A 25,616-nucleotide genomic window follows, 5' to 3' on the forward strand; every position below is an offset into this window, starting at 1 on the left:
TAAAATCTCCCGGTCACGGCAGTGGCCGGAAGGCATCGCACCCGTGGGTTTCAGGGATTCTTGCCGCCCGCCAGACTTTCCAGGCGCGCCACCGCCTTCTCGATCCGTTCGGCCACATCGGCGCGACCGGACGCAGGGTCCGGCCCCAGCTTGCGCAGGCCACTGAGGATCAGTTCGACAATCGCGTCGGCGGTCGCGTCGGGGTCGAACTCGCCTTCGCCGCGCAGATACGACCATGTTCGGTGCTCCACGCAGCCGTAGATCATGTCCCTGACGAGCGCCAACGAAACATCGTCGCGCAGTTCGCCGGCATCGACCCCCTCGCGCACGATATCCAGCGTACGGCGCGTGTAGCGGCGGTTCAGTTCGTGGACGGCGGTGTGGCTGTAGTCCTTGCCGGTGCGCAGGAACTGGAACATCAGGTTACACAGCGCCGGTTCGTCGTGGATCGTCTTCAGGTGGCGCCAGATCATGTAGCGCAGGCGGTTTCGAGTGCCCGTAATGCCCGCCAGACGCTGGTCGTAGTCGGCCAGCATGCTTTCGTACCAATCCTCGATGACCTTCACCAGAAGATCGCGCTTGTTCTCGAAGTATCGGTAGATGCTGCCTTCCACGACATTGGCGCGCTCGGCTATGTCGGACAACGGCGCGTCCTCATAGCCCTTCTCGCGAAAGACCGACCGTGCGGCAGCCATGATGTCGGAGACGCGGCGCTCCTTCGAAAGCCGGAAAACCTGTCGGCGTGCGGTGCCGTTCGTCATCAGTCCCCTGCCCGGAAGCTCGGATTCCTTTTTTCCGTGAAGGCGGCCATCCCCTCCCACCATTCGGTGCCGGCGGCGGCGGACGCGACGGCGTCGAGCGCGATCTGGTCCGCTTCCTGCCCTCCCACGGTCTCGCATCGGTACAGGGCGCGCTTCGTCTCGGCAATCGAAATCGGGCTGCAGACCAGGAAGCGCCTGGCAAAGGCCTCGGTCGCCGAGGCCAGCTGATCGGCGGGGTGGAGCGATGTCGCCAGCCCGGCCGCAAGCGCCTCCTTTGCGCTGAGTTGATCGCCGAGCAAGGCGATTTCGAGGGCTTTCGCGCGACCGACCACACGGGCCAGCAACTGCACTCCTCCCGCAGCGGCGAGCGCGCCGATCCTGGTCTCGGTCAGTCCCATTCGTGTATGGTCGGCCATCAGCCGGAAATCGCAGGACAGAGCCAGTTCGCAGCCGCCCCCAAGCGCGAAGCCGTTGATCGAGGCGATGGTGACGCAGGACGCGTCGCGAACCTTGCTGAATACGTTCAGGATGGCGACCACATAGTCGTCGCGTATGGCGCGCGCGTTGCGATAGAGCGGCGATTGCGGATCGGTGAAATAGGTGATCTGCGCGCCGCCGCAGAAGGTGCGGCCCGATCCGGTGAGGATGAGGACGCGTGCCTTCCGCGCGCTGACTTCGTGCAGGAGTCGGCCCACCGTGTCGAGGAAGTCGAATGTCACGGTGTTGTGGCTGTCGCCGCGCGTGAAGGTTATGCGCGCAATGCCCTCGTCGATCCATTCCAGAACAGCGGGAGCTTCCTGCGCGTTCCGCTCGTCCAACCTCGACCCTGTCACCCTTAACCTCCGGCTCTGCCCTGCCTGGAGCATGATGCCGAAAGGTGTGAAGCGGCTTTCGACGACATCATGCTCTATCTCTTTGATCTGGAGACGGCTTCCGACTCTAGGCGTTTAGCACGGCTCCTGCCGTCGTGACTGCCCGTACGAGCGCCTCCGAGGTGATTTTCCCGCCGCTCAATTCCGTCGAGACCTGGCCCCGGCTAAGCACGAGGACACGATCGGCAAGGCCGACCAGTTCTTCCGGTTCGCTAACCGCCACCACCACCGAGCGCCCCTCGCCGGAAATCCGGGCAAGCAGGTCGTGGATTTCCTGCCTTGCCTTCACATCGACACCGACAGTCGGGTCGTCCAGGATCAGGACGCGGGCGTCGGCCAGCATGCAGCGCGAGAGCAATATCTTCTGCCTGTTGCCGCCGGAGAGGGCGCGCAAAGGCTCCTCGATTCTGCGCTCGAGGCCCAGTTCCGAGACGACGGGCCGCACGAAACGGCTTTCCATCGCGGCGTTGAGCACCCCGAGACGGCCGACCCGTGGAATACTGGAAGCCATCAGGTTCGCGCGGATGGTGAGATCCAGCATGCCGGCCCGGGCCCTCTCGACGGGCAGGTACGAGATCCCGCAAGCCAGCGCATCCGCGGGATCGGCGAAGGCCACTTCGCGTTCGTCGACAAGGATCGAGCCACGCACGGGCCGCTCCGCGCCACCGAGTATCTCCATAAGTTCGTTGATGCCCGACCCCGGCAAGCCGCACAGGCCCAATATCTCGCCGCGACCGAGGCTGAGGCTGACACCGCGCAGGCGTTTGCCGACGATATCGCGGACCGCCAGCAATGCGGGAGAGGCGTCGTAACGGCCGCGCGCGCGCTCCGGCGCACTACCCGTCTCGCCCTCGGCCATGATCGCGGATACCAGCTCATGCTGGTTGCAACGATCCCCGATGAGCCTGTCGACGGTGCGGCCGTCGCGCATGACGGTCACCTCGTCGCAGAGCCGCTCGATCTCGCCGAAACGATGCGAGATATAGACGACGGCAACCCCTGCTTCCCGGAGTGTTTCCACCACGCCCAGGAAGACTTCGGCCTCTGTCGCGTTGAGCGCGGCAGTGGGCTCGTCGAGAATGACGGTGTGGGCTCCCGCGTGCAACGCGCGGGCAAGCATGACCACGCGCTGCGAGGCCGGTCCGAGCTCTCCCGCCGGCGTCGCCGAGGGAATGTCGACATTCATGCGCCGCAGCACCGCTTCGGCGGCGCGCACAGAGTGGCGCGGGCTGAGCATACCCCACAGCGAGGGCTCGCGGCCGAGCGTGATGTTCTCGGCCACCGACAGCTCCGGGACGATGGTGAGCTCCTGCGGCATCACGACGACGCCGGCAGCCAGGGCGTCAGGCACCCCCTGGAAGTGGACAGCGTCGCCCCGTACCCGGATTTCTCCGGCGTCCCGTCTGACTTGTCCCGACGCGATCTTGACCAACGTCGACTTGCCGGCGCCGTTCGGCCCTATAATACCGTGGATTGTGCCGGCTTCCACGCGCAGGCAGCCGTCCCGCAGGGCCGGCGCGCCGCCATAGGCTTTCTGGATGCCCTGCATCTCGAGGGCGATTGCAGGGGCGATGGAGGGTTGGCCCGTCATCTCGTTCGCGCCGCCCTGGCGACCAGCACGGCTGACACAAGGACTGCGCCCTGGACGAAATTGTCGACCCATGAAGGGACCTGCAGCATGATCAGTCCGGTGGACAGCGTGCCCATGAAGAGCACGCCGAAATAGGTATAGGCAGGGTAGAAGCGGTTCGCGCCCGCGGCGCTCCAACCGAGGAAGCAGGCCGCGAAGGCCGGCAGAAGCAATCCGACCCCGCTGTTGGGATAATAGGAACCCGCCTGCGATGTCAGCAGGATGCCCGCAAACGCCGCGGTCAGACCCATCACCACGAATGTCAGCCAGCGCACCCGCTTGGTGCGGATGCCGGCGATCCTGGCGGCCTCGTCGCTGCCGCCGATGGCATAGATGCGGCGGCCGAATACGGTAAAGGACGAGATCAGGCTGAGCGCGATCACCACGAGGATCGAGATGATAACGATCAGTGGCAAGCCGGCGAAGCTGGTCTCGGTCAAGGCGACGTATCCCGGCGGAATACCGTCATAAACGGTGTTGTCGTTCATGACAGCGCGTTCGAGCCCAAGCGCCATCGAGCCCACGGCCAGGGTGGCGATGAGCGCCGGCACCTTGCCGTGGGCGACGATCATGCCGCTGATGGCGCCGGCCGCAAGTCCCGCTATCAGGGCAAGCAGGATGGCGATCGGAACCGGCAGTCCGAGCATATACATGGAATAGACGGCAATGGCGCCCGCGAGGCCGGCGACATTGCCGAAGGACAGGTCGAATTCACCGATCGCAAGCACCAGCGTGAGGGCCGAGGCCACCACGCCGAGGACGGCCGCGTCGACCAGGATCGCCCGCAGCGTATCGATCTGCAGGAACGTTCCGGGCCGAAGCACCGAGAATATGACGAGCATGATCACGAATACCGCGAACACGCCGTATCTGAGGAGAAACTGCATCGTGCGCTCCGCGCCTTTCCGGACCTCCACCCCGCCTGCGCCCGCCACGGGCGCAGGCGACTTCGCGACCTGCTGCATCGACATTCTTCAAACCCTGGTCGTACGTTGTTCGGACTGGATGCTGGCGGGATCAGTTCCCGCCATACTCCTTCGTCCACTTCTCCTTGTACTGGTCGATGTACTTCTTCACCGGATACGGGGTGAGGAAATCCTCGCCAGCCGGCGGCAGGTTCTCGAGGGTGAATATCTCGACAGGAACCTCCAGGCGCTGCGCGGCGGACGAATCGAACGGCTTGTTCGCCTTGAAGTGACCCAGCAACTGGTCGACCGCCAGCAGACCAACCTGCTCCACCGGACCGTCGGCAACCGCCTTGAGGGGCGAGCCTTCGGTCTTCATGTAGGGCACGTTCACGGCGTCGGCGAAGAACGAATAAACCGACACCTTGTCGGCCCGGCCGGCGCTCTTGATCGTGTTGCCGGCGGGCGCGGCGAAGAAGTCGTACACCGCCAGGATAGCCTTCAGGTCCGGATTGGCCGTCAGGTAGGTCGATACGATCTTGCGCGAGTTGCCGACGATGTCGGTCAGATTGACCGATTGGTCGCCCACGATCACCGCCTTGGCTCCCGCCATGCCTTCCTTGACCGCGTTGGTGCGGATCTTGCCGGCCAGGATGACGGTGTCGCCGAGGATACCGACCTGGGCGTTGTCGCCGATCTGCTTGCCGACATACTCGCCCAGCGCATGGCCGACGGCGGCGTCATCGAGCGGGAACGAAGCGTCCCACGCCTTCTCGTCGGTCATCGGGCAGCCTGCCTGGACAGCCGGGATGCCCTTGCTCTTGGCAAGTTTCAACGCCGGGCGCATCGGCGCCGAGTCGGCGCAGGAGACGACAAGCGCGTCGATGCCCTGGTTGATCAGGTTGATCGCTTCCGTGTTGGCCTTGGTCGGATCGCCTTGGGCATCCTGGAAAATCACCTTCCAGCCGAGAGCGTCGGTGCCGGCGGTGAAGTAGCTGTAGAAGCGGCGCTGCATGGCACCGGAGGCAATCAGGTCGACATAGCCGATCGTCTTCTTGTCGACCGGAAACGAGACCGTCTTTTCTTGCGCGCTGGCGCTGCTCAGTGCCGCCGTGCCGAGTGCAAGGCCGGCGGCAATCGCGGCGACTGTCTTGCGCAATCGCAACCCGCGCTTCGTTGGAAATGTCATTATCTATCCTCCCTTTGGACTACCCTCTGCGCGGCGGCGCCCGCGCACCCAGGCTCGTGAATACGAGCCCGGCTACGCCGTTGGAGCTGATACTTCAGCCTCCAAGATCAGCGACTGGAATGACTTGCCGTGTCCATCGACACGCAGGGACATGGAGACGCCGCCGGCGAGCGCGCCCTTCATGACGAAATTGAGCGCGCGCGTTCCCGGCAGCTCGTAGCGGGTGATCTCGCCGTTGACCAAGCCTGCGTAAAGCCGGCGCACGACATCGATGGTTACTTGTTCCCTGATCAGTTCCCAGTGTTTCTTGTCGTAGGGGATTACGGACACGTTGATCGTGTCGCCCTTGTCGCCGGATCGGGAAAAGGCGATCTCGCGCAAGGGAATGAAACCGCTGCTGGGCTTCGACGATCCCATGTCAGGTCTCCATGTAAGAGATGGACGGGGTGACGACGCCGGCGTCGATGTAGATCGGGAACACGCCCAGCGCCGGTTCGACGCGCCTGACGACGCCGCCGCCGCCGGCGGGCCCTTCCAGGTAGAGCCGCTCGACTTCGAGCGAGAGGCGCTCGGCCGCCTTGCGCGTGCGGCAGCGCGCCGCGACGCGCATGCGCACCTCGACTGGATCCTGGTTGCGGCGGTCGCGGAAGGTATCGCCGACAAGCGTATTGAAGCCGTGCAGATCCTGTCGCGATTCCAGAATGTCTCCTCCCATCGCCGCCAGCTTGTGGGCGATGATCTTCTGCGCCAGTTGGGCGCGCGACAGGCAGCCGGCGGCCGCGTAGGAAATCTCGGCGACGACCTTCCACCCCATGTCGATGCCGACGAGCACCTTCAGCTTGTCCGGGCGCGCGCTCCCCCTGGCGCCACGAACCAGGACCCGGTGCGGCGCCACGGTCTCGGCCGTGACCTGCGTGAAGTCCGCGACGATATCGGGATTGGTGTAGGCGGCCGGGTCATGGACTTCGTAGGACACCTGGGCCGCGATGATCCGGTCGTCCACCAGGCCGCCAGTGCCATCGAGCTTGGTGATGATGGCATGTCCGTCGCTAACTTCCGCGAGCGGGAACGGCAGGTTCTCGATACCGTCCACCTCGCGATAGGGCGGGTCGGCGAAGAAGCCGCCGGTAATGTGCGTGCTGCATTCCAGGAGGTGACCGACGAGTGTCGCATGGGCGACGCGGTCCCAGTCGTCGAGCGACCAACCCATCTCGTGGCAGATCGGTCCAACATAGAGCGACGGGTCGCTGAGGCGGCCGCCCACGCACCACTGCGCGCCCTGCCCGAGCGCCTCGACGATCTCGCGCGCGCCGAGATAGGCGTTGGCCGAGATCACCCGCTCGCCGAGATCGCCTATGCGCTTGTCGAGTTCCTCGATGAACGGGTTGATCTCGCGGACCTGCTTCAGCACGTCGTCGCCGACGATCGCGGCGACCTTGACGCCGCGATGACCCGCGTTGCGGAAGCGATCCACGATCACCTCGGCCGCGGCCTCGACATTGGCCGCGCCGAAGCTGCCGACGACCTTCAGGCCATTGGCGACATATGGCGCAAGACCGTCAAGCGTGTCCTCCAGCCGCGTGTCGTAACCATGCCGCGGGTTTTCCTGCCGCCGCAGTTGCGCCATGGCCAGGGTGCGCTCCGCAAGCGCGTCGAATGCGAGATAGTCGACCCTCCCGCTGGCGGCGAGATCGAGCGCGGGCTCCAGGCGGTCCATCGCAAAGCCGGAACCACAGCCGACGCGGACGGTCTTAGCGTGCGACATAGCCACCATCCACGGGTATGGCCGTTCCGGTCACGTAGCGCGAGGCCTCGCTGGCGAGGAACAGGGCGATCCCCGCCACCTCCTCCGGCACGCCGGTCCGGCCCAGCGGGACGAGTTGCTTGAAACGGTCCACGCCCCCGGCGACGTCGGCGCGCGTCGCGGCCTTGGGATCGGCAACATCCGCCGTGGCCCGGAAGAAATCGATCAGCATCGGGGTTTCCATCGTACCGGGGCATATGGCATTCGCCCTGATGCCTTCCGGGCCGAGAGCCGCGGCCACCGCCTTGGTGAAACCGACGATGGCGTGTTTCACGGCCGAGTAGAGCGGGCTGTTCGGCGAGGCCACCAGGCCGGCTATCGATGCCGTGTAGATCAGCGATCCGGCCTTGGACTTGCGCACAAGCGGAAGCGCCTTGGACGTCAGCATGATTGGCACGCGCAAGTTCAGGTTAGTACCCGCGAGCCAGTCGTCATTGGTCAGCGCCAAGCCAGGAGCGCACGCACGGCCGGCATGGTTGAACAGCACGTCGATGCGGCCCTGCTCGTGCTCGATACGGGCAAGCACTGCATCGATCGCGGCGTCGTCGCTTGCATCGATCGCCACTGCATGGATTCGACCCTGGGCGGAGGACACCTCCCCGGCAACCGCCTCCACGGCTTTGCCGTTGAGGTCAAGGCCATAGACAGTGGCGCCGGCCTCGGCAAAGGCCCTGGCGCAGGCGCGCCCCATGCCGGAGCCCGCGCCGGTGATCACGGCCACGCGATCCCGCAGGCTGAATGCAGAGGGCAGCGACAGCCCTTCTCCCTGGTGTACCGTCATTCCCAACTCCTGTTATGGCCGGCAGCCGTCTGTCGTCTCACTTGGTGCCGAATGGCTTGGTTGGCTCGCCGTCGAGCGGCCACTGGATGTGCTTGGTTTCGAGATATTCGAGGAAGCCGTCCTCGCCGCCTTCGCGGCCGAGCCCGCTGAAACCGTAGCCGCCCCAGGGAACATCGGGCCGCATGCCGCCGCCGCCATTGATGGTGACGGTGCCCGACCTTATGCGCCGGGCGACGTCGATCGCCTCGGAGGTCCTGCCCCAGATGTTGGCGTTGAGGCCGAACGAACTGGTGTTGGCGATGCGGATGGCCTCCTCGACGTCGTCGAAAGGCATGACCACGCCGACGGGGCCGAACAGCTCCGTCTGGGCGATGTCGCTGTCGTTGGTGACGCCGCCGATCACCATCGGATCGACGAAGTATCCTTGCTGACGATCCTTCGGATTGCCGGCCTCGATGCGGCCGCCGCCCGCCAGGGCACGATCCACATGTCCCTGCACGAAGTCGCGCTGTTCGGCGCGAATGAGCGGGCCGAGGTCGGTCCTTTCGTCACGCGGGTCACCGACGACCAGCTTTCCGAGAGCATCGCGGGAGCGCTCGACATATTCGTCATAGGCCTGGCGTGCGACCAGAGTTCGCGTCGTGCAACCGCATCCCTGACCGCTGTTCAGGCAGAAGCGCAGCAGGGATGGCGGCACCGCCACGCTGAGATCCGCGCCGGGCAAGATGATGTTGGGCGACTTGCCGCCAAGCTCCAGCGTCACGCGCTTCAGGGTGCTGGACGCCTGCCGCATGACCTGAGCGCCGACCTTGTGGGAGCCGGTGAAGCTGACCACGTCGACATCCGGGCTCTCACTCAGCCGGCGGCCGACATCCACGCCACCGACGACGAGATTGACCGTTCCCTTCGGCAGGTCCGCTTCGGCGAGAAGTTCCATGAAGGCGATGGTCGAGAGCGGCGCGCGCGGCGACGGCATCACCACGATCGTACAGCCCGCGGCGAGTGCCGGACCGAGCTTGCGCCCGAGCAGGAGCAGCGGGTTGTTGTAGGCTGTGATGGCGGCGACCACGCCGGCGGGTTCCCGCACCAGCATGCTGGCCGACAGGATCGGCTGCTTGTGCAGGTTCAGGAGTTCCTCGAAGCCGCCACGCGGTCCCTCGGCGGCCTTGTCCGCGAACCAGCGCAGCACATCGATCGCGAACTGGATCTGCAGGCCGTGCGTGATGCGGATCGGCGTGCCGACCTCATCGACGATCAGTTCCGCGAGCTGCTGGCGCCGCGCCTCGAACAGGTCGACCAGATGGTGCATGCGCCGACTCCGCTCGCGCGGAGCCATGCGGGACCAATGGCCCTCAAAGAACGACCGGCGGGCGGCGGCGGTAGCCCGGTCAGCCTGCTCGACGGACGCTCCCGTCAACCGATGCAGGACAGTCTCGTTCGCGGGATTGACGACGACGATCTCCTCGCCCTCGCCTGTCTCCCATACGCCGTCGATGAGGCATCCCGGCGACGACGGCAGCGTCGCGCCCTTCCCAATCATGACGTTCATGACCGCGCGCCCTCGCGAGTGACCGTGATATCGTTGAAAGGCTCGTCGGCCGGGCGGCAGATGACGCCGTCGAGAGCCGAACCACAGGACGGGCAGAGGAAGCGACGGAACACCAGCGCATCGGTTACCTGCGTCGACGGATCGCCAAAATAGGGCGAGATCGAAGGCAACGGCATGTCGAGCTCGGCGCAGCCAGCGCGATAGCCGGTTTCGCCGGTGCCGAGGCCGGTACCGCAATGGCTGCAGGTGAGGACGAGACCTTCCGCATTTTCGCAGACATTGACGGTGGCGAGCACCTTGCCGATCACCTTGCCGGATGCCCGGGACAAGCCCGGACGGCGCGGCTTGCCGGCCTGCGACAGCCTCTGCTCATAAGCCTTCTTGCGGGCCTGGGCGGTGGCGTCGGCGTCGACGGAGCCGTCGTCCTTCAACACCACCCCGTAGATGCGCAAGGCGTCACCTTCGAGAAGACGGCCGGAGGAACCATCGCCGGCGACGAGCTGTGGGTCGCGCAGTAGGGGATCGCCGTAGCCTGCGCCCGGTTGCGCCCAGCTCTCGAACACATCGCCCTCGGCGAGCCGGTTGTCGAACTTCTTGGTCGGCGGCGGCGCAAGGTCCGGCACCAGTTGCTCGAGTTCCTCCGGACCGCCCGGCAACGTACCGCCGGCCAGCAGGGCCGGCACGCCGGTTCCCGTCGCATGGCGCATCAGCCCGGCCGTCGCCGGAAAGCCGCCTACCAGGCCAAGTCCCTGCGTGACCGTCTGGAACAGGCCGCCCGAGGAGATGAACGCGTGGTCGGTCCGGTGACCGGTGAAGCCCGATACGAAGGAGCAGCCGCCGCGGAACTGGCCATGGCCGCCCGAGGCCGGCATTTCCTTGCGATAGAGATACAGGAACGGAATCTCGCGTTCGTAGCCCTCGCAACTGCCCACCGGGTTCATCATCGACAGGATGCCGCCACCGTGATCGATACCGTCTCGGAACGTGAAGGCCCCGATCGCGCCGACGACCGAGTCGAAGGGGAAATTGGCATAGGGGGTGCCGTTCTCGTCGCGTCCGAACACCTGGTTCACGACCAGCGTGTGCAGGCAGGACGCGGCGAACACATGCGCGCCGAGTTCAGGATCCGCTGAGAGCATCTTGGCGGCGAGATAGTGCGCCTGGGCGCCCGCCGTGCACATGCCGATCGACGTGCTGACCGCCGCCGGATGGCGCGCGGAGGTTATCCGGTCGCCGCCCTCCACGAGGAAATCTATCTGCCGCAGGACGCCGGCCCCGCAAAGGAACTGGTCATAGGCAAGAAGCGGGATGAACACATTGGCGATGACCGCCCGCAGGACGCCGCGGGTGATATTGAAGGAACCGACGCTTCGGTCCGTGCCTTCATTTGTGACGCGCAGCCTGTCGCCGCGCTTCTCGAAAGTCAGGCCGAGCTTATAGAGGTTCTTGTCGCCCGGGCTCGACCCGGCGACATAACGAAGGTCCCGCCACGTCGCATCCGGCAGTTTTTCGAGCCTGCGGCCCACTGTGCGGGCGGCGTTGTCGATGACGCCCCGCATGGCGCCCTTGACGACGGCGGCGCCGTAGCGCTCGATCATTTCCTCCAGGCGCCGCTTGGCGAACTGGACACCGGCCAGTTGCGCCTTGGTCTCCAACGTCATCAGGTCGGGCAGGCGCGACCGCCGGACCCACATGTCCAGCACGTCCTCGCGCAGCTCGCCGCGATCGACGATCTTGATCGGCGGCATGAATGTCGCTTCGCTATAGACGTCCTGGGCCTGCTGGACGAAGCCGCCCGGCTCCACGCCGCCCAGCTCGCGCTGGTGCACGACGTTGTAGACCCACGCGAACAGCTTGCCGTCCACGAAGACCGGGGCGAACACCGCCGTATCCATCTGGTGGTTGGTGCCGACCCAGGGATCGTTCTGCATGAAGACGTCGCCCGGATTGATGCCGGAGCCGCCGGAGCGATGCTCCAGCGTCCATTTCACGCACAGATCGGCGCAGCCGGCGAAGAAAAGGTTGCCGGGCCCGAACACGACGCCCTCACCTTCTTCCGTTTGGATAGAGGTGTTGAAGTCGAAACCGTAGACGACCACGAGCGATCCCGACGCGCGCCGCAGCGCCTCCTGGTGGTCCCAGTTCAGGTTCCAGAACTTCGAGCGCAGCACTTCGTAGGTGACGGGATCGAGGTTCTTCTCGTAATCGCGATGGAAAGCCACGCTCGGATCGACGATGAGCTTTTCACCGGGCATGTAGCCGTCGAGCAGGCTGGCTGCCCGGCGCCGGGCTTCGCTGGGATGGGTTACGGCGATATTCATGACGCCACCTTCTGCTTGGCAGCCCGCACACTTCCGATGGCCATGGCGGACAGGTCGATGACGACATTGCCTATCGGGTCGATTTTCGCGGTCTGGTTGGGACGAACGACAACTGTCGTATGCCGATATTCGATAACAGCCGGACCTTCGATCCGATGACCGGAGTGGACAGAGCCGCCGGCGTAGATCGGCGTTTCCACGGCCTTGCCGTATTCCTGCCAGTAGACCTGCCTGCTGGTCCGCCTCGCGAGCGGCTTGTCGGTCGCCGCCTCGCGCGGCACCTGCGGCCGGTCCCAGGCGACGGAAGCGCGCACGCGCACTTCGGTCAGCGCGTAGCCGGCTTCGGCATAGCGCGACCCTTTCCCGTAACGCTGTTCGTAGGCGGCATCGAAGTTGGCGATCAGCTTGGCCGCGCCGGCTTCGTCGAGATGCCCGTCGGGGACAGGGGTCTCGACCTCAAACACCTGCAAAGCATATTTGAGGTTCGCCGTGCGCTCGATCTTGACGTCCTGCGGGCGGGCACCCATCGCCACGCAATCCTGGATTGCCGCCTGCTGTAGTTCGGCGAAGGTCTGGTTCAGCGTGTCGATGGCCGTCTGGTCGAACGGGGTGCGCAGGTGCCGGCTGGCCTCGCGCGTCCTCACGATGTCGGCCGTGCCTATGCCGAAGCTCGAGAACACCGAGGCCAGGTTGCCCATCGGCACGACGACCGTCTGCACGCCGAGATCGCGCGCGTAAAGGGTCGCGTGGGCGCCGGCGTGACCGCCATAGGCCCAGAGCTGGAAGTCGCGGGGATCATGGCCGCGCTGCAGCGTCACTCGCCGCACAAGGTCTTCCATTTTGCTGTCGACGATCTCGACGATGCCCGCCGCGCATTGCTCGACCGTCATGCCGAGCCGTTGCGCCAGTTCGCCGACGGCGGCCCGCGCGGCCTTGCCGTCGATCTTCAGGTCGCCGCCCAGACTGCCTTCGGGGTCGATGATGCCGAGAACGACGTCGGCATCCGTCACGGTGGCCTCGCGACCGCCGCGACCGTAGCAGGCCGGCCCCGGGACGGCGCCCGCGGAATGCGGCCCCACCCTGAGCGTGTTCGATTCCTTGTCGATCCAGGCGATGCTGCCGCCGCCGGCGCCGACCGACTCGACGTCGACCTTGCGCAGGTGGAAGGCATGCTGCTCGACGCTCGCGACATCGGCGACACTCGGGCGGCCATTGTAGATGACGCTTACGTCGAGCGTGGTGCCGCCCATGTCTGTCGCGATCACGTTCGGCATGCCTCCATAGAGGCCGACATTGGCGCTGGCGACGACGCCGCCCACCGGACCCGACTGCAACGTGATGATGGGATGGCGACGAGCGAAGTCGGCCGTGACCAGACCGCCGTCGGAATGGGCGAACAGCACATCGCCGCCAAAACCGTGCGCAGCCGCGCCGTCCACGATCGCCCCGATATAGTCGTGCATCAACGGGCCGACATAGGCATTGAGAACGGTCGTCACCGTGCGCTCGTACTCGCCGAGACGCGGATCGGTCGCGTGAGCCAGCGATATGAAAGTATCCCCGGCCTCTTCGCGGATGATCTCGGCCGTGCGCAACTCATGCTCCGGTCGCAGGAAGCCCCAGAGATAGGAAACGGCAAAGGCCTCGACACCGCCGGCGAGGAGCCGGGCCACGCCACGGCGAACCTCGTCCTCGTTGAGCGGGACGACGATGCGCCCCTTCGAATCCAACCGCTCGGTAACCTCGACAATGTGCTCGCGCTCGACGAACTGGCGCGGCCGCTTGGAGCGCGTGTAGTCGAGGACTTCCTCGATGGAGACGCCGGTTATTCGGCCCGAATTGTCCATGATCCGGATTGCGTCGCCGTGGCCCTTGGTTGCCAGCAGGCCAACCTTCGCGCCGGTCCGCGTCACGATCGCGTTGATGCCCACCGTGGTGCCGTGGGAGAGACGCTCCGAGCGCCTGTACAGCTCGTCGACGCCGATGCCGATCTGCGCCGCGGCGTCGGCGATGGAGCCGAAGAACCCTTCGGAAAGCGCGTGGCGCGTCGTCGGCACTTTGCCGACATAGATGGCCCCACCGCGCGACACGACCGTGCAATCGGTGAATGTCCCCCCGATATCGACCCCTATGCCGTATCGCTCACCTGCGCGCGCGGCGGCATTGCTGGCACCCGGTTCTCCTCCCAAGGCGCACCTCCCTCACTATTTGGCCTCAAAATCGCTAACTGAGTTAGACTTATCAATGCGATCGGCCGAAAATGTACACGATTGACCTCTTCGCGCAACCCATAATCACCAGATTGTCATCGGTAATCGCGAATTTTCGCCTGAAATTGTGTACCATCAAAACAGATGGATAAGCGTAAAAATTGATAAATGAATTACGCTCACTAGAAGTTTGTGTACATCACCATGCAGGCAGGCACGAAGTGTCTCATATTTTTCAATATGTTAGCGACGTCCATCATTTCGCGCAACTCGGGATTGTGTACGATCCTGCGCTGGTGTAGGACTGATAATGACGCCGGGCACATCGAGAGAATAGCGTTCGCACATGTCGACAACCGCCGAACTGCAGGATTCCCGGGCGATCGAGGACGATCGCTCTTTTGAAGCCGAAAACTCGCTCCTGCGCGCCAGCACGCAACCCCTTTATGAGGGCCTTCGCACGGAGATCCTCAGAGGACGTCTCCTGCCTGGCTCGCATCTGGTGGAGTCGCAGATCGCCCAGACCTACGGGGTGAGCCGGACGCCCGTAAGAGCAGCCCTCGCGCGGCTGGAAGGCGACGGTCTCGTGGAGATCATCCCGAATCGCGGAGCATTCGTCAGCCGGCTCACCGACACCGACTTCGAGGAGATCTACGGGCTTCGCGTGCGGCTGGAGCCTTATGCGGCGCGTCTCGCCGCGGGCAAGATCGAAATGCCGGAACTGAACCATCTGGAGGAGCTGACCACCGCCATGACGCAGTTGCTCGATGCCGGGACGGATGGCTGGATCGAGCGGTGCACCGACCTCAATGCCGAATTCCATACCGCGATCCTGCGAGCCTCCAATTCGCCAAGGCTCGTGTCGATCGTGACGGCGCTGACGGAACTGCCGATGGTCAGGCGTGCCATCAGCCTCTATCCGCGCGACGTCTTGCGGCGCAGTTTCGAGCAGCACAGCCAGATATTGCAGGCCTTGAGGCAGGGCGACGGCGAATGGGCCGAAGCCTTGATGTCCGCGCACATACTGGGAGCGCGCCAAGCGCTTCGCCTGCAGAACGATGCGGCCTCCCTTTAGGGCGGGCCGCAACATGCCGCCGGAAGTCCGCGAGTGTTTCGCGGCAAGGCTCCCTAAGCCTGGAAGTAAGTCCGGCCGGACTGACGCAGCCATCGGGTTCGCTCTTTCACCGACAGGCGACGCCGGCTCGGCGGAAACGCCGGCGATGCGCGGGTGATCAGAACGCCCAGTTCCAGTGGACGGGACGCACGCCAGGAACCGGCGAGCGGAAGGTCGGGAAACAGTTCATCTTGAGCGTGCCTAGATAGGCGGTTCGCATATCCTCCCCGCCAAAGGCGATGCTCGCGATGTGGTTGAGCGTCTTGCCCGCGTCGGCATAGAGGATTTCGGCGGTCAGCCCCTCCTTCTTGAAGCTCTGCTCGGCCATGGCCACGTAGGCCGGGTCGGCGTCCTCGAACATCAGGCGCGGCCTGCCGTCGGGCTCGAAACGATAGATGCGGTTGGAGACCACACTGGTCAGCCAATAGCCACCCATGGCATCGAAAGTACCTCCATCCGGATAATCTCCGATGCCGAGCTCAGCAAAGGTTTCCCGTGCCCCGAGGGAACCATCCGCGGCGACAGGAAGGCGGGAAATCCGCCTGGCAAAGGTCTCGTTGACATAGAGATAGGCGCCGTCGTTCGACAGCCGGCACTCGTTGGTGTAGCCGAAACCCTCGGCAACGATCCTGGCGGTCTTGCCGTCCCACAGCACGATGTAGCCATCCGCGATATCGTGACGATAGGCTTTGGCGCGCGGCACCTGGCGGGTGCTGACGGAAATCCAGAGCCGGCCTTCCTTATCCGCGAGCACGAAATTCACCGGGTAGAGATGCCGTCCCTCGACTTCCATTAGAAAGGGCCGGCAATCCCCGCTGCGGTCGACCTGCCAAACCCCGCCTTCCAGGCCGCTGTTTGCGATCATCAGCCGGCCATCCGGCATCAACGCGATGCCGTTTGGCGTGAACTGCTGGGAAGTTACGCCATCCTGGCGGCCATAGAGCTTTCGGCTGCCATCCGCGGCAATGTGAAGAACGCCTATCGGGTCGTGCGATACGAATATGCCCGCCGAAGCAGTGCACAGAATGCACTCCGGCCGGCTCAAGCCGTTGGAAACGAAACTAAGTTCACTCGGGTCTATCTTGTCCATACTGCCCCCAATTGGCGCGCAATGATTCCGGCGGCGGCGGCGTTGAGCCGCTTCCACCCTCGACATTCCTGGTTATCGCGATCCGCTTTCCTGTCAGGCGTTCCCCGCGAATTGCTTCGCCATCGACCTGAACCGTGCGGCAAGATCCTTCTCGTGCGGGGCGCCCATCGCAATGCAATCCGAAAGCTTGGCCTCGAGCGCCGCGTCGGTGATCGGCGCGGCGGGTGACCCAGGATAGGCCTCGATCGAGATGCGCGCGGCAACCGAACCTCCCCTGACGAGGCTGACGGTGACGCTGCCGCGATCGATGCCCACGCCGGCTTCTCCCGCGGTACTTGTCTCCCGCAGGACAACGCGCCTTGCGATGCCGGCAAATTCAGGGCTTGCGACGCTTTCGGGAACGAATGCCGACAGGCCCAGCCGTCCAGTCGAGAGCGCGTGCGCCACCGTATATTTGCCGGAGAATTTGGCTTCGGATCCGCTTGCCGGAATGTCGACCGTGAGCGCCTTGAGGCAGCCCGGCGGAACCTCGACCTCAACCCCGGTATCCTGATCGGCGAGCAGGTCGGACGCTCCCGCTTCGTGAAGACGGATGGCGGCGGCTACCGGCCGATGGGCCATATAGCAGCAGGCGAACAGCTTTCGCGACAGGCCGGCGACCGCCGCCTCAATGTCCAATTCGAGCCGGGTATCCGGCGGTCCCTCGAAGACGGCCAGGAAGCCGTTATTGCCGGTGAAGACATCGCCGGGCCCTTCCAGGCCCGACCTCGCCAGGTGCGCGGCGCGGATGCCCGCTTGCGCGGCAAGACCCGCTTGCAGCGGCTTGATCATGGTGCCGAAATTGCGCTGCAGCCCTCCCGACTGGGCCGCGGCGACGGCGAGGCTGGAGCGGAAGGCGCGCTCGTCCAGGTCCAGCAGGTGCGCGATGGCCGCTCCCGCGGCCAGGGCGCCGATGGTGGATGTGGCGTGCCAGCCTTTTTCGTAATGGGCGAAGCCCATGGCATTGCCAAGGCCCACATTGACGGCAAGGCCGACCGCAAACGCTCCAGCCTTCCTGCCACCGGTGCCGGGAACCAGCCGTGCGACGGCTTCGATGGCAGGAACAAGAACGGCGCTTGGATGCGTGACGCTGGTCATATGGACGTCGTCGTAATCCAGCGCATGGGCAGCTGTGCCCCAGGTCAGCGCCGTCGTCTCCGCATCGGACGGACTGACCGCCTCCCAGGGTGCGCGAACATGTGGGTAGGTCTGGCGCAAAGCCCTTGTGACCGGTTCATTCCACCCGGCACAAAGCACTGCCAGCGTGTCGATATAGGCGCGTTCGACTTCCCGTCTCGTGGCAGGCGACAAATCGCCAATGCCCTTCGAAAGCGCGAAAATCTGTCCCGCAGGCATGTTCAGCATCCCCTGAAAAGCGGCGCGCGCTTTTCGTTGAAGGCCCTGACGCCCTCCAGCCGGTCTTCGGTCGGAACAAGCCGATTGTAGGCTTCGATCTCGAAGGCCATTCCATCCGAGAGCGACAGGCCGGAGCTGCGCGCGATCGCCTGCTTGGCCTGCCGGACCGCGAGTGGCGCGTTGATCGATATCCGCATGGCGGTATCGAGGGCCCTGCCGGTGAGCGCATCGGCTGGGCACACGGCGTTGACGAATCCCCATTCCAGGGCGTCGGCGGCCGAGAAGGAACGTCCAGTCAGGATCAGTTCCTTGGCTCGCCTTTCTCCGACCGCCCGCGCCATGGACTGCGTACCGCCGGCCCCCGGGATGATGCCGAGCTTCACTTCGGTGAGTGCGAATGTCGCCCCCTCGGAGGCATAGATGAAATCGCAGGCCGCCGCGATCTCGCAGCCGCCGCCATAGGCCGCGCCGTTCACCGCGGCGATGATCGGCACCGGGCAGTTCACCAGCGCCCTCGCCATGCGTTCGAACACGAGGTGCTGGGCGGCCCAGGCCTCGACGGACATGCCGTTGCGCTCCTTGAGGTCGCCGCCGGCGCAGAACGCCTTTTCTCCCGCGCCGGTGAGGATCACGCAGCGCAGCCGCGACGGCGTCATCGCGAGCGCTTCGAAATAGGCAACCAGTTCCTCGCCCATGCGGGTGTTCAGCGCGTTCGCCGCTTCGGGCCGGCTAAGCGCCACCGTTTCGACGTGCTCGCGTTCCTGTATGACTTCAAGGGTCTGGAAATCGGCTGTCATCCGCTGCCCATGCGGTTGTGGGTCCGCGCGCAAGGCGCCAGGATCAATGCCGCGACAATAGTCGAACCGGCCGCGCCACCCTCATAGTTCCTCGTGATAGATTCATACGTCGATCCGAATACTAGGCGCCTCCTCGGTGCAGTATCCGTCGCGGCGATACCCAGCATGGTGGAGGACGCGGATGACGAAGGACTTTCGCCTTGCCAGGTCGTGGCTTTTCGTACCTGGCGATTCCCAGCGCAAGCTCGCCAAATGCTGGTCGAGCGGCGCCGATGTCATCATTGTCGACCTTGAGGATTCGGTGACGGCCGACAATAAGGCGGCTGCGCGCGAGACGGCCGCCGAGGCTATCCGCAACGCGCGGGCCGAGGGCGTGACGACGCCGATCGTGGTTCGCCTGAACGCCCTGCAAACCGGACTGGCCGAGCGGGATATCTCCGCAACGGTCGGCGCCGGCGCTGACGGCTACGTCGTTCCGAAGGTCGCCGGCGCGCCGGACGTGGTGGAATTCGCGCGGATGCTGGAAAGCGCCGAGGCGCCCGGGGCCAGGCCCATGGCGCTTATTCCGATCGCAACCGAACTCCCGGAGGCGATCTTCCATCTGCGAGAGATCGCACTCGCGCACCCGCGCGTCGGCGCGATGTTCTGGGGCATGGAGGATCTCGGCGTGGAGGTCGGCGCGCGCCGCACGCGCCACGACAATGGCGATATTCTCGAGGCCTTCAAGACCGTGCGTTCGCTGGCTATGTTTGCCGCCTCCGCCGCCGGCATCGCCTGCGTCGACACGCCATTCATCGACATCGCCAATGGCGAGCAACTGAAGCGGGAAGCGACCGAGGCAAGCTGGATGGGCTTTTCCGGGAAGCTCGCCATCCATCCCTCGCAGGTCGAGCCGATCAACGCGGCGTTCTCGCCTTCGGTCGAGGAAATGGACGATGCGCGCACCATATTGCGGATGTCTCGCGAGGGTGGAGGCGCTGCCTTCCGGTACAAGGGCCGGATGATCGACACGCCTCATCTCGCGGCAGCCGAGCGCCTGCTCGGTCGGATGGAGAAGACTTTCTAGCTATTCTGCAGCCAGATGGCATCGCTGGCACCGCTCGGCGTTACTGAACGGATCCTGGATTTCACGCAAAACGCGGGGCCGCTTTCCTCAGCCCACCGCCAGCGGATCGACCGAGACAACCCGCTTCAGCGCCCGAAGCGAGAAGGTGCTGCGCGAATGCCGGATGCCGTTGATGCGGTACAGCCGTTCGCGCAGGAAGCGCTCGTAGTCGGCGGTGCCGGCGACCGCCACCTTGACGAGATAATCGTAGTCCCCCGTCACAAGGTGGCACTCCAGCACCTCGGGTATGCGTGCGAGCTCGCTGCCGAACTGCTGCAGCACATGTTCGTCATGCTGCTGGAGCGTGATCTCGATGAAGACGATATCGCCGAGGCCCAGCGCCGACTGATCGATGACCGCCGTATAACCTTCGATCGTGCCGTTTGCCTCAAGGCGCCTGACGCGCGTCCAGCAAGGCGATGGCGAAAGGCCGACCTGCTCCGCCAGCTCGTTGTTGGTGAGGCGCGCATTCCCTTGCAGGGCGGATAGAATCTTTCGATCAATGACGTCCAGTTCGCCAGATGTCTGCCTGCGCTTCCTTACAGAAGACATGTCGGTCAATTCCGTCTTTTGCAGAAGATCCTGCCGACAATACCCTGCTTTTGGCGGAACAAAAGAAAGAAATCGGACGTGGATCGGAATAGCCTGCCTTGGCTGGGAGGCGCCATGCTGGACGAAAGATCGAAACTTCGAATGGACGTACTCCAGATATCGACAGTGCTCGTCGATCCGTTCGATGGAACGATCCGGATTCTTGGCGATGCCCAGCGCTTCGGCCTCACATTGCGCAGGCTTCACCTTGAACCGCTGCCTGGTGGCAAATCGACCATGAACCTCGAACTGCTGGTGCCCGCCGGCTCGGATCCAATCCTGCTCACGTCGCGTTTCGCGCGGCATGGCGCAGTGGTCAGCATCGAACAGTCCTCACTTGGAGCTGACATGCAGGAAGACGGCGCCCCTGCCTTGGCGTAGCGGAGCCACCCTCGCGGCCAGGCCAGCAAGGCGATTACAGCCACCTGCATTTTTCGGCGGCCGGAGACGTCGCAAGGCTCGCAGTGGACGCGGACGCTGCCAGCATCACGGATCTGACCAGCGGGCTGGTCCGCGTGCTGGACGATGACGGCATCGCCAGGAGGCCGTATGACCCCAGCCTATCCGCCGATGCCATGCGGGCCGACCTGCGCGCCACGTCTGCTCCCAGCCTGAAAGTCCGGTCGTCATCGCGAAACGCGATGTGGCGATAAGCCGAAGCTTGTTTGGCCGCGCGCCCCCGCAAAATAGTCTGTCCGGATGTTTCCGGTGGGCCCGCTGCGGAGCGCCGGCATCGAGGGGTCAGGCATCCGCAGCGAGGGCCGCGTGGGTGAATGGCAGCGATGGATGGACGTCGCGCTTGACCCAATCGCGTAACAGGAGATCGAGACCATGACCGTGCAACAAGACAAGAGGCCGGTTCTCGTCGCCTGCGCGCTGCCGGATGCAGCGCTTGCCGTGCTGAATGACGCCTTCGACGTCACGGTGGTGACCACTCCGGAGCGCCCCGAGCCGGAACAGGTGGTGGCGATGGCGCAGGGCAAGGAAATCCTGCTGCTCAGCGTCACGCTGCGTTTGACGCGGGAGCTCATCGAGCGGCTGCCCGATTCCATTCGTGGGGTCGCAACCTATTCGGTCGGGTACGAACACGTCGATATGGACGCCTGCCGAAATCGGGGGTTGGCCGTCTTCAATACTCCGGATGTGCTTACGGACGCGGTCGCGGAAGTTGGCCTCCTGCTTCTGCTCGGCGCCGCACGGCGGGCACGGGAGGCCGCGACGCTGATCCTCGACGGACAATGGACGGGCTGGCAGCCCACTCAGCTCAACGGCGTCGAGCTCGCGGGCAAGTCGCTTGGCATATTCGGCATGGGCCGGATCGGACGAAGCATCGCCCATCGCGCGCGGGCCTTCGGCATGGCCATCCATTATTCCAATCGCCGCCGCCTGCCGCCCGAACTTGAAGCCGGCGCCCACTTCCATGCCGATCCCACCTCGTTGCTTACGACGAGCGATGCGCTGATGCTTGCTTGTCCGGCCAGCGAGGAGACACGGTACTTCCTCGACACGAAGCGGCTGGCGCTCATGAAACCTGGGGCGATCGTGGCCAATGTGAGCCGAGGCAACGTCGTCGTCGACGACGCATTGATAGCCGCGCTCCAGACCGGCAGGATCCGCGCGGCCGGCCTGGACGTCTTCGACGGCGAACCGCGCTTCGACAAGCGTTATCTTGCCCTTCCCAACGTGTTCATGCTGCCTCACATCGGCAGTTCAACGATCGAGACACGCGTGCGCATGGCCGAAAGCTTGCGCGATGGATTGCTCACATGGGCCGGCGGTGCGACGCCTTCCAATCGCATCGACATCAAAGGGGGGTGATCGGCCGGTCGCCGAGACATAAACGTCGGTTATCGGAACTGCAAAAAACAGATTAGTGGACCGTTTCAAATGTGACCGCGATAGTCGCGCCGAGGAGGACGCCCGCCTGGTTTGCCGGAAGATTGTTCGCGTTGCAGCGGAAGGACCATGAACCTTCCTTCCCTGCGGCGGCAGCGGCACTGCGCGGCGTGAAATACTGATACATGCTCAGAAAAAGCCTGAAAGACGTAAGGGTAGCCGATTTCAGCCAGATAGGCGCGGGCCCGACCTGTTCGATGTTCCTTGGCGACCTTGGCGCGGACGTCATCAAGGTCGAGCCGCCCTCGGGCGATATTGGCCGGGGGCTCGGCCCGCCCTGGGTCGCGGACAATGTCAGTTCCGTCTTCGTGGCGTTCAACCGCAACAAGCGAAGCATCTGCATCGACCTCAAATCCGAGCAGGGCCTTCGGGCGGCCAGGCGCCTTGTGCGGTCCTGCGACGTGCTGATCGAGAGCTTCAGGCCGGGGGTGATGGATAGGCTGGGGCTCGGCCATGGAGAGGTGAGCGCCGACAATCCCGGCATCGTCTATTGCTCTGTCTCCGCCTATGGGAGCACCGGCGAGGCGGCGCGCCTCGGCGGCGTCGACGGCATCGTCCAGGCGGAGTCTGGATTGATGAGCCTACTTGGCGACGAAGGCCAGCCGCCGAGCAAGGTGCAGGCGCCGGTCGTGGATGTGACCACCGGCTATGTCGCGACGATCGCCGTGATGGCGCAACTCTATCAGCGCCAGGCGACCGGTTTCGGCGGCTACCTGGACGTTTCGATGCTCGGGGCCGCGGTCGCGCTGCAGCAGTCGTCCCTGGCCGGCTTTCTCGGCGACGGCGAGTTGCCTGGCCGGCTCGGCAGCGCGGCGCCCTATTCGGCGCCAAACGAGGCGTTTCCCGCAAGCGACGGCTGGATCATGGTCGCCGCCTATCAGGGCGGCCGCTGGGAGCGGCTCTGTGAAATCCTCGAAAGGACGGACCTGGCGCAAGATCCGCGTTTCGAGACGTCGGCTCTGCGGGTCCGGAACCGCCAGGCCATGCGCGCGGAACTGGGTGGCGCTTTCTCCCGCCATCCATGCGCCTATTGGCTGGAACGCCTGATGGCCAGGGACATATTGTGCAGCAAGGTCTGCGACTATGCGGACCTGATCGAGAATCCTGCCGTCGCCCATCTCAAGCTCATCACGAGCCTGACCGACGACCTCGGTCGGAGCCACCGCGTCCCGGGCTTCCCGGTGAATTCCCGCGAGAGCCAGTCGCTGCCGCACCGCGCGCCGCCCAGGCTTGGCCAGCATACGCTGGAGGTGCTTTCCGAACTCGATTTCACCGCCGCCGAGGCGGCGGCTCTCGTCACCACCGGCGCGGTCTTCGCGGACCGCTCCGCCAGCCCCGCAGAAACCGCTTAGGAGGAACCTAGATGTCGGAGTTTTCCGTTCTCCCCGCCAACGATACCGTGCTGGTGCTGACCCACCTGCAGAACGAGTTCGCCCATCCGGATGGAAAGGGAGCGAGCATCGTCTACAAATTCCTCAAGGAGTCGGGCTCTCTCGACCGGATCAAGCGCGTGCTCGCCGTCTGCCGCAAGGTCGGCATTCCGGTCATCTTCCACAACGAGACGTTCCGGCCCGGCCATCCGGAACTGCGCGCCAGCCGAGGCGGCTATGTGCGGGGGACAGGCCGCGTGCTTGGACTTGCCCGCGACGACATGGCGGTGCGCGGCCAGTGGGGCGCCGAGGTGATCGACGATCTCGCGCCCGATCCGGGCCGCGACGAATTCGTCCTGCACAACGCCAAGGTGGACCCCTTCACCTGCAGCGAATTCGAGGTGCTCCTGCGAAACCTGAACCGCAACATCATCCTGGTCGCCGGCCTGGCCTGCAACTTCGGCATCGAGATGACCGCGCGCAGCGGCAACGAGCGCGATTACGGCATCTGCGTCCTGTCGGACTGCATCGATCGGTTCCTCGGCGAATACAGCGAGAAGACGGTCACCGAACTGCTTCCGCTTTATGGCCGCGTCGCAACCAGCGACGAGATCGTCAAGGAACTGGAAAGCCAGGCCTGAGCCAGGTCGAGAGGAGGCCGCCGATGCAGCAATTCGGGATTTGGATCGACAACGAGGAGCAGGCTTCGGCCTCGGGCCGGTATTTCGAGAGCCTCGACCCGGCCACGGGCAAGGTCTGGAGCCGGGTCGCCGCGGGCGGGAAAGCCGATGTCGAGCGCGCGGTCGCGTCGGCATGGCGGGCCTTTGAAGAGCCCGCCTGGTTCGACATGGAACCGTCGGCGAGGCGCAAGCTGCTGCTCGCGATCGCCGCGCGCATCCAGCAGAACAGGCACCAGCTTGCGGAAACGGAGAGCAACGATTCCGGCAAGCTGCTGCGTGAATGCCTGCTGCATGTCGACGCGATGGCCGAATGGTTCGAGTATTTTGCCGGCATGACCGACAAGGTCTGCGGCTCGACGATCCCGTCGGACCGGGGCGTGTTCAACTACACCACCCTGGAGCCTTACGGCGTCGTTGGCGCCATCGTGCCTGGAAACTCTCCGCTGCTGCTGTCCACGTGGAAGCTCGCGCCGGCGCTGGCCGCCGGGAACACTGTCGTGATGAAGCCCAGCGAATACACCAGCGCCTCCATCCTCATCCTCATGCGGCTGCTGAAGGACATCCTTCCGCCCGGCGTCGTCAACATCGTCACGGGCGACGGCGTGGAAGCCGGCGCGGCTCTCGTCGATCACCCCGACGTAAGGAAGATCTTCTTCACCGGCGGGCCGGCGCATGGCGCCGCCGTCGCTGCCGGGTCGGGTCGAAGGCTGGCGCCCTCGATCCTGGAACTCGGCGGCAAGAGCGCCAACATCGTGTTCGACGACGCGATCTACGACAAGGCGCTGGCGGGGGTCATGGCGGGGGTCTTCGCAGCCAGTGGCCAGACATGCATGGCGGGGTCCCGCGTCCTTGTCCAGGAAACCATATTCGACAGGTTCTTGAACGACCTCCGCGAGCGGACGAAAGCAATCGTGGTCGGCCATCCGGCCGACGCCACCACGCAGGTCGGGCCGCTCGGCAACAGGAAGCAGCTCGACCGGGTGGCGTCGCTCGTCGAGGGAGCCCTCGCCGAGGGCGCCCGGATTGCAGCGGGCGGCCACAGGGCTAGGGTCGAGAGTTTCGAAGGCGGTTACTATTTCCAGCCGACGATCCTCACGGACGTGACCAACGACACCGCCATCTGCCGCGAGGAAATATTCGGGCCGGTGATGACCGTCATGCCTTTTTCGACGGCCGAAGAGGCGCTGAAGATCGCCAACCGCAGTGATTTCGGGCTCGTGGCCGGGCTCTGGACCAGCGACCTCTATCGCGCTCACTCACTTTCACGCAGCCTCAATGTCGGGACGATCTTCCTCAATCTCTACCGGAAGGTCGCGCCTCAGACGCCTTTCGGCGGGCGGAAGGCGAGCGGCTTCGGGCGCGAAAATGGCTTCGCCGTTATGGGCGAATATCTGCAGGTCAAGAGCGTTCTCGTCGACACGGACGCCGAGCGCGTGCAGGACCCCTTCGTCATGCGGGTTGGCAGTTCCCGCTAGGCTGTCCAGGAGAACGTGAAGCGGCTTCTGTTCCGGAACCGCTTCACGACAAGGACGCCATCAGATCCCGGTCAAGTCCGC

The 25,616-nt window shown here is 64.7% G+C and carries 21 protein-coding genes and 1 pseudogene; 7 read left to right on the forward strand and 15 right to left on the reverse strand.

Features of this window, described 5'->3' with window-relative positions; all coding sequences use genetic code 11:
• Positions 1-50 precede the first annotated feature (50 nt).
• The 11 genes from MesoLj_RS31520 to MesoLj_RS31570 form a co-directional block, all read right to left on the reverse strand.
• Positions 51-761 (reverse strand): TetR/AcrR family transcriptional regulator, encoded by a 711-nt coding sequence (locus MesoLj_RS31520; RefSeq protein ID WP_181180069.1) that lies wholly within the window; start codon positions 759-761, stop codon positions 51-53.
• Positions 761-1,594 (reverse strand): enoyl-CoA hydratase/isomerase family protein, encoded by an 834-nt coding sequence (locus tag MesoLj_RS31525; protein ID WP_202323769.1) that lies wholly within the window; start codon positions 1,592-1,594, stop codon positions 761-763. The genes MesoLj_RS31520 and MesoLj_RS31525 overlap by 1 nt, the downstream gene beginning before the upstream one ends.
• Before the next feature lie 106 nt (positions 1,595-1,700).
• The gene (locus MesoLj_RS31530; RefSeq protein ID WP_181180068.1) at positions 1,701-3,224 is read right to left on the reverse strand and encodes a sugar ABC transporter ATP-binding protein; all 1,524 of its coding nucleotides are present in this window, start codon (positions 3,222-3,224) and stop codon (positions 1,701-1,703) included.
• Positions 3,221-4,150, reverse strand: a complete 930-nt coding sequence (locus tag MesoLj_RS31535; RefSeq protein WP_181180067.1) for an ABC transporter permease — start codon at positions 4,148-4,150, stop codon at positions 3,221-3,223. Before MesoLj_RS31535 ends, MesoLj_RS31530 begins: the two co-directional genes overlap by 4 nt.
• Positions 4,151-4,280: 130 nt before the next feature.
• Entirely contained in the window at positions 4,281-5,357 is a 1,077-nt protein-coding gene (locus tag MesoLj_RS31540) for a sugar ABC transporter substrate-binding protein (protein ID WP_140775018.1), read from the reverse strand.
• Between the two features lie 72 nt (positions 5,358-5,429).
• Positions 5,430-5,774, reverse strand: a complete 345-nt coding sequence (locus MesoLj_RS31545; protein ID WP_244735226.1) for an AtuA-related protein — start codon at positions 5,772-5,774, stop codon at positions 5,430-5,432.
• A 1-nt stretch (position 5,775) separates the two neighbouring features.
• Positions 5,776-7,122, reverse strand: coding sequence for an acyclic terpene utilization AtuA family protein (locus MesoLj_RS31550; RefSeq protein WP_140775017.1), 1,347 nt, complete (start codon positions 7,120-7,122; stop codon positions 5,776-5,778).
• Positions 7,109-7,942, reverse strand: coding sequence for an SDR family NAD(P)-dependent oxidoreductase (locus MesoLj_RS31555; RefSeq protein ID WP_202323770.1), 834 nt, complete (start codon positions 7,940-7,942; stop codon positions 7,109-7,111). Before MesoLj_RS31555 ends, MesoLj_RS31550 begins: the two co-directional genes overlap by 14 nt.
• A gap of 37 nt (positions 7,943-7,979) precedes the next feature.
• Positions 7,980-9,491 (reverse strand): aldehyde dehydrogenase family protein, encoded by a 1,512-nt coding sequence (locus MesoLj_RS31560; protein WP_202323771.1) that lies wholly within the window; start codon positions 9,489-9,491, stop codon positions 7,980-7,982.
• Complete coding sequence (locus MesoLj_RS31565; protein ID WP_202323772.1) at positions 9,488-11,812, reverse strand: hydantoinase B/oxoprolinase family protein; 2,325 nt, start codon at positions 11,810-11,812, stop codon at positions 9,488-9,490. The genes MesoLj_RS31560 and MesoLj_RS31565 overlap by 4 nt, the downstream gene beginning before the upstream one ends.
• A complete protein-coding gene (locus MesoLj_RS31570; protein ID WP_202323773.1) occupies positions 11,809-14,001 on the reverse strand; it encodes a hydantoinase/oxoprolinase family protein in 2,193 nt (730 codons plus the stop codon). Before MesoLj_RS31570 ends, MesoLj_RS31565 begins: the two co-directional genes overlap by 4 nt.
• 367 nt (positions 14,002-14,368) lie before the next feature.
• Between MesoLj_RS31570 and MesoLj_RS31575 the strand changes: the two genes are divergently transcribed.
• Complete coding sequence (locus MesoLj_RS31575) at positions 14,369-15,097, forward strand: GntR family transcriptional regulator (RefSeq protein ID WP_140775013.1); 729 nt, start codon at positions 14,369-14,371, stop codon at positions 15,095-15,097.
• A gap of 157 nt (positions 15,098-15,254) precedes the next feature.
• Here the strand turns inward: MesoLj_RS31575 and MesoLj_RS31580 are convergent, their stop codons facing one another.
• The 3 genes from MesoLj_RS31580 to MesoLj_RS31590 all read right to left on the reverse strand — a co-directional run bounded on the left by MesoLj_RS31580 (position 15,255) and on the right by MesoLj_RS31590 (position 18,418).
• Positions 15,255-16,226 (reverse strand): SMP-30/gluconolactonase/LRE family protein, encoded by a 972-nt coding sequence (locus MesoLj_RS31580; RefSeq protein WP_202323774.1) that lies wholly within the window; start codon positions 16,224-16,226, stop codon positions 15,255-15,257.
• 93 nt (positions 16,227-16,319) lie between these two features.
• Complete coding sequence (locus MesoLj_RS31585) at positions 16,320-17,621, reverse strand: MmgE/PrpD family protein (protein ID WP_202323776.1); 1,302 nt, start codon at positions 17,619-17,621, stop codon at positions 16,320-16,322.
• 2 nt (positions 17,622-17,623) lie between these two features.
• Entirely contained in the window at positions 17,624-18,418 is a 795-nt protein-coding gene (locus MesoLj_RS31590; protein ID WP_202323777.1) for an enoyl-CoA hydratase/isomerase family protein, read from the reverse strand.
• Between the two features lie 181 nt (positions 18,419-18,599).
• On the opposite strand from MesoLj_RS31590, the gene MesoLj_RS31595 reads away from it, so the two are divergent.
• The gene (locus MesoLj_RS31595) at positions 18,600-19,484 is read left to right on the forward strand and encodes an HpcH/HpaI aldolase/citrate lyase family protein (protein ID WP_140775009.1); all 885 of its coding nucleotides are present in this window, start codon (positions 18,600-18,602) and stop codon (positions 19,482-19,484) included.
• An 87-nt stretch (positions 19,485-19,571) separates the two neighbouring features.
• Here MesoLj_RS31595 and MesoLj_RS36760 read toward each other — a convergent pair whose 3' ends face one another.
• Positions 19,572-20,420, reverse strand: a complete 849-nt coding sequence (locus tag MesoLj_RS36760) for an Lrp/AsnC family transcriptional regulator (RefSeq protein ID WP_342215814.1) — start codon at positions 20,418-20,420, stop codon at positions 19,572-19,574.
• 116 nt (positions 20,421-20,536) lie between these two features.
• Here MesoLj_RS36760 and MesoLj_RS36895 point away from each other — a divergent pair.
• The 5 genes and pseudogenes from MesoLj_RS36895 to MesoLj_RS31625 form a co-directional block, all read left to right on the forward strand.
• Positions 20,537-20,767: pseudogene (locus MesoLj_RS36895) on the forward strand (hypothetical protein); the annotation flags it as partial.
• A gap of 178 nt (positions 20,768-20,945) precedes the next feature.
• Positions 20,946-21,932, forward strand: a complete 987-nt coding sequence (locus tag MesoLj_RS31610; RefSeq protein WP_202323778.1) for a 2-hydroxyacid dehydrogenase — start codon at positions 20,946-20,948, stop codon at positions 21,930-21,932.
• 203 nt (positions 21,933-22,135) lie between these two features.
• Positions 22,136-23,362, forward strand: coding sequence for a CaiB/BaiF CoA transferase family protein (locus MesoLj_RS31615; RefSeq protein ID WP_202323779.1), 1,227 nt, complete (start codon positions 22,136-22,138; stop codon positions 23,360-23,362).
• A gap of 11 nt (positions 23,363-23,373) precedes the next feature.
• A complete protein-coding gene (locus MesoLj_RS31620; RefSeq protein ID WP_140775007.1) occupies positions 23,374-24,021 on the forward strand; it encodes an isochorismatase family cysteine hydrolase in 648 nt (215 codons plus the stop codon).
• 23 nt (positions 24,022-24,044) lie between these two features.
• Positions 24,045-25,535 (forward strand): aldehyde dehydrogenase, encoded by a 1,491-nt coding sequence (locus tag MesoLj_RS31625; RefSeq protein WP_202323780.1) that lies wholly within the window; start codon positions 24,045-24,047, stop codon positions 25,533-25,535.
• Positions 25,536-25,616: the final 81 nt, after the last annotated feature.

Source organism: Mesorhizobium sp. 113-3-9 (assembly GCF_016756515.1).
Taxonomy (GTDB): domain Bacteria; phylum Pseudomonadota; class Alphaproteobacteria; order Rhizobiales; family Rhizobiaceae; genus Mesorhizobium.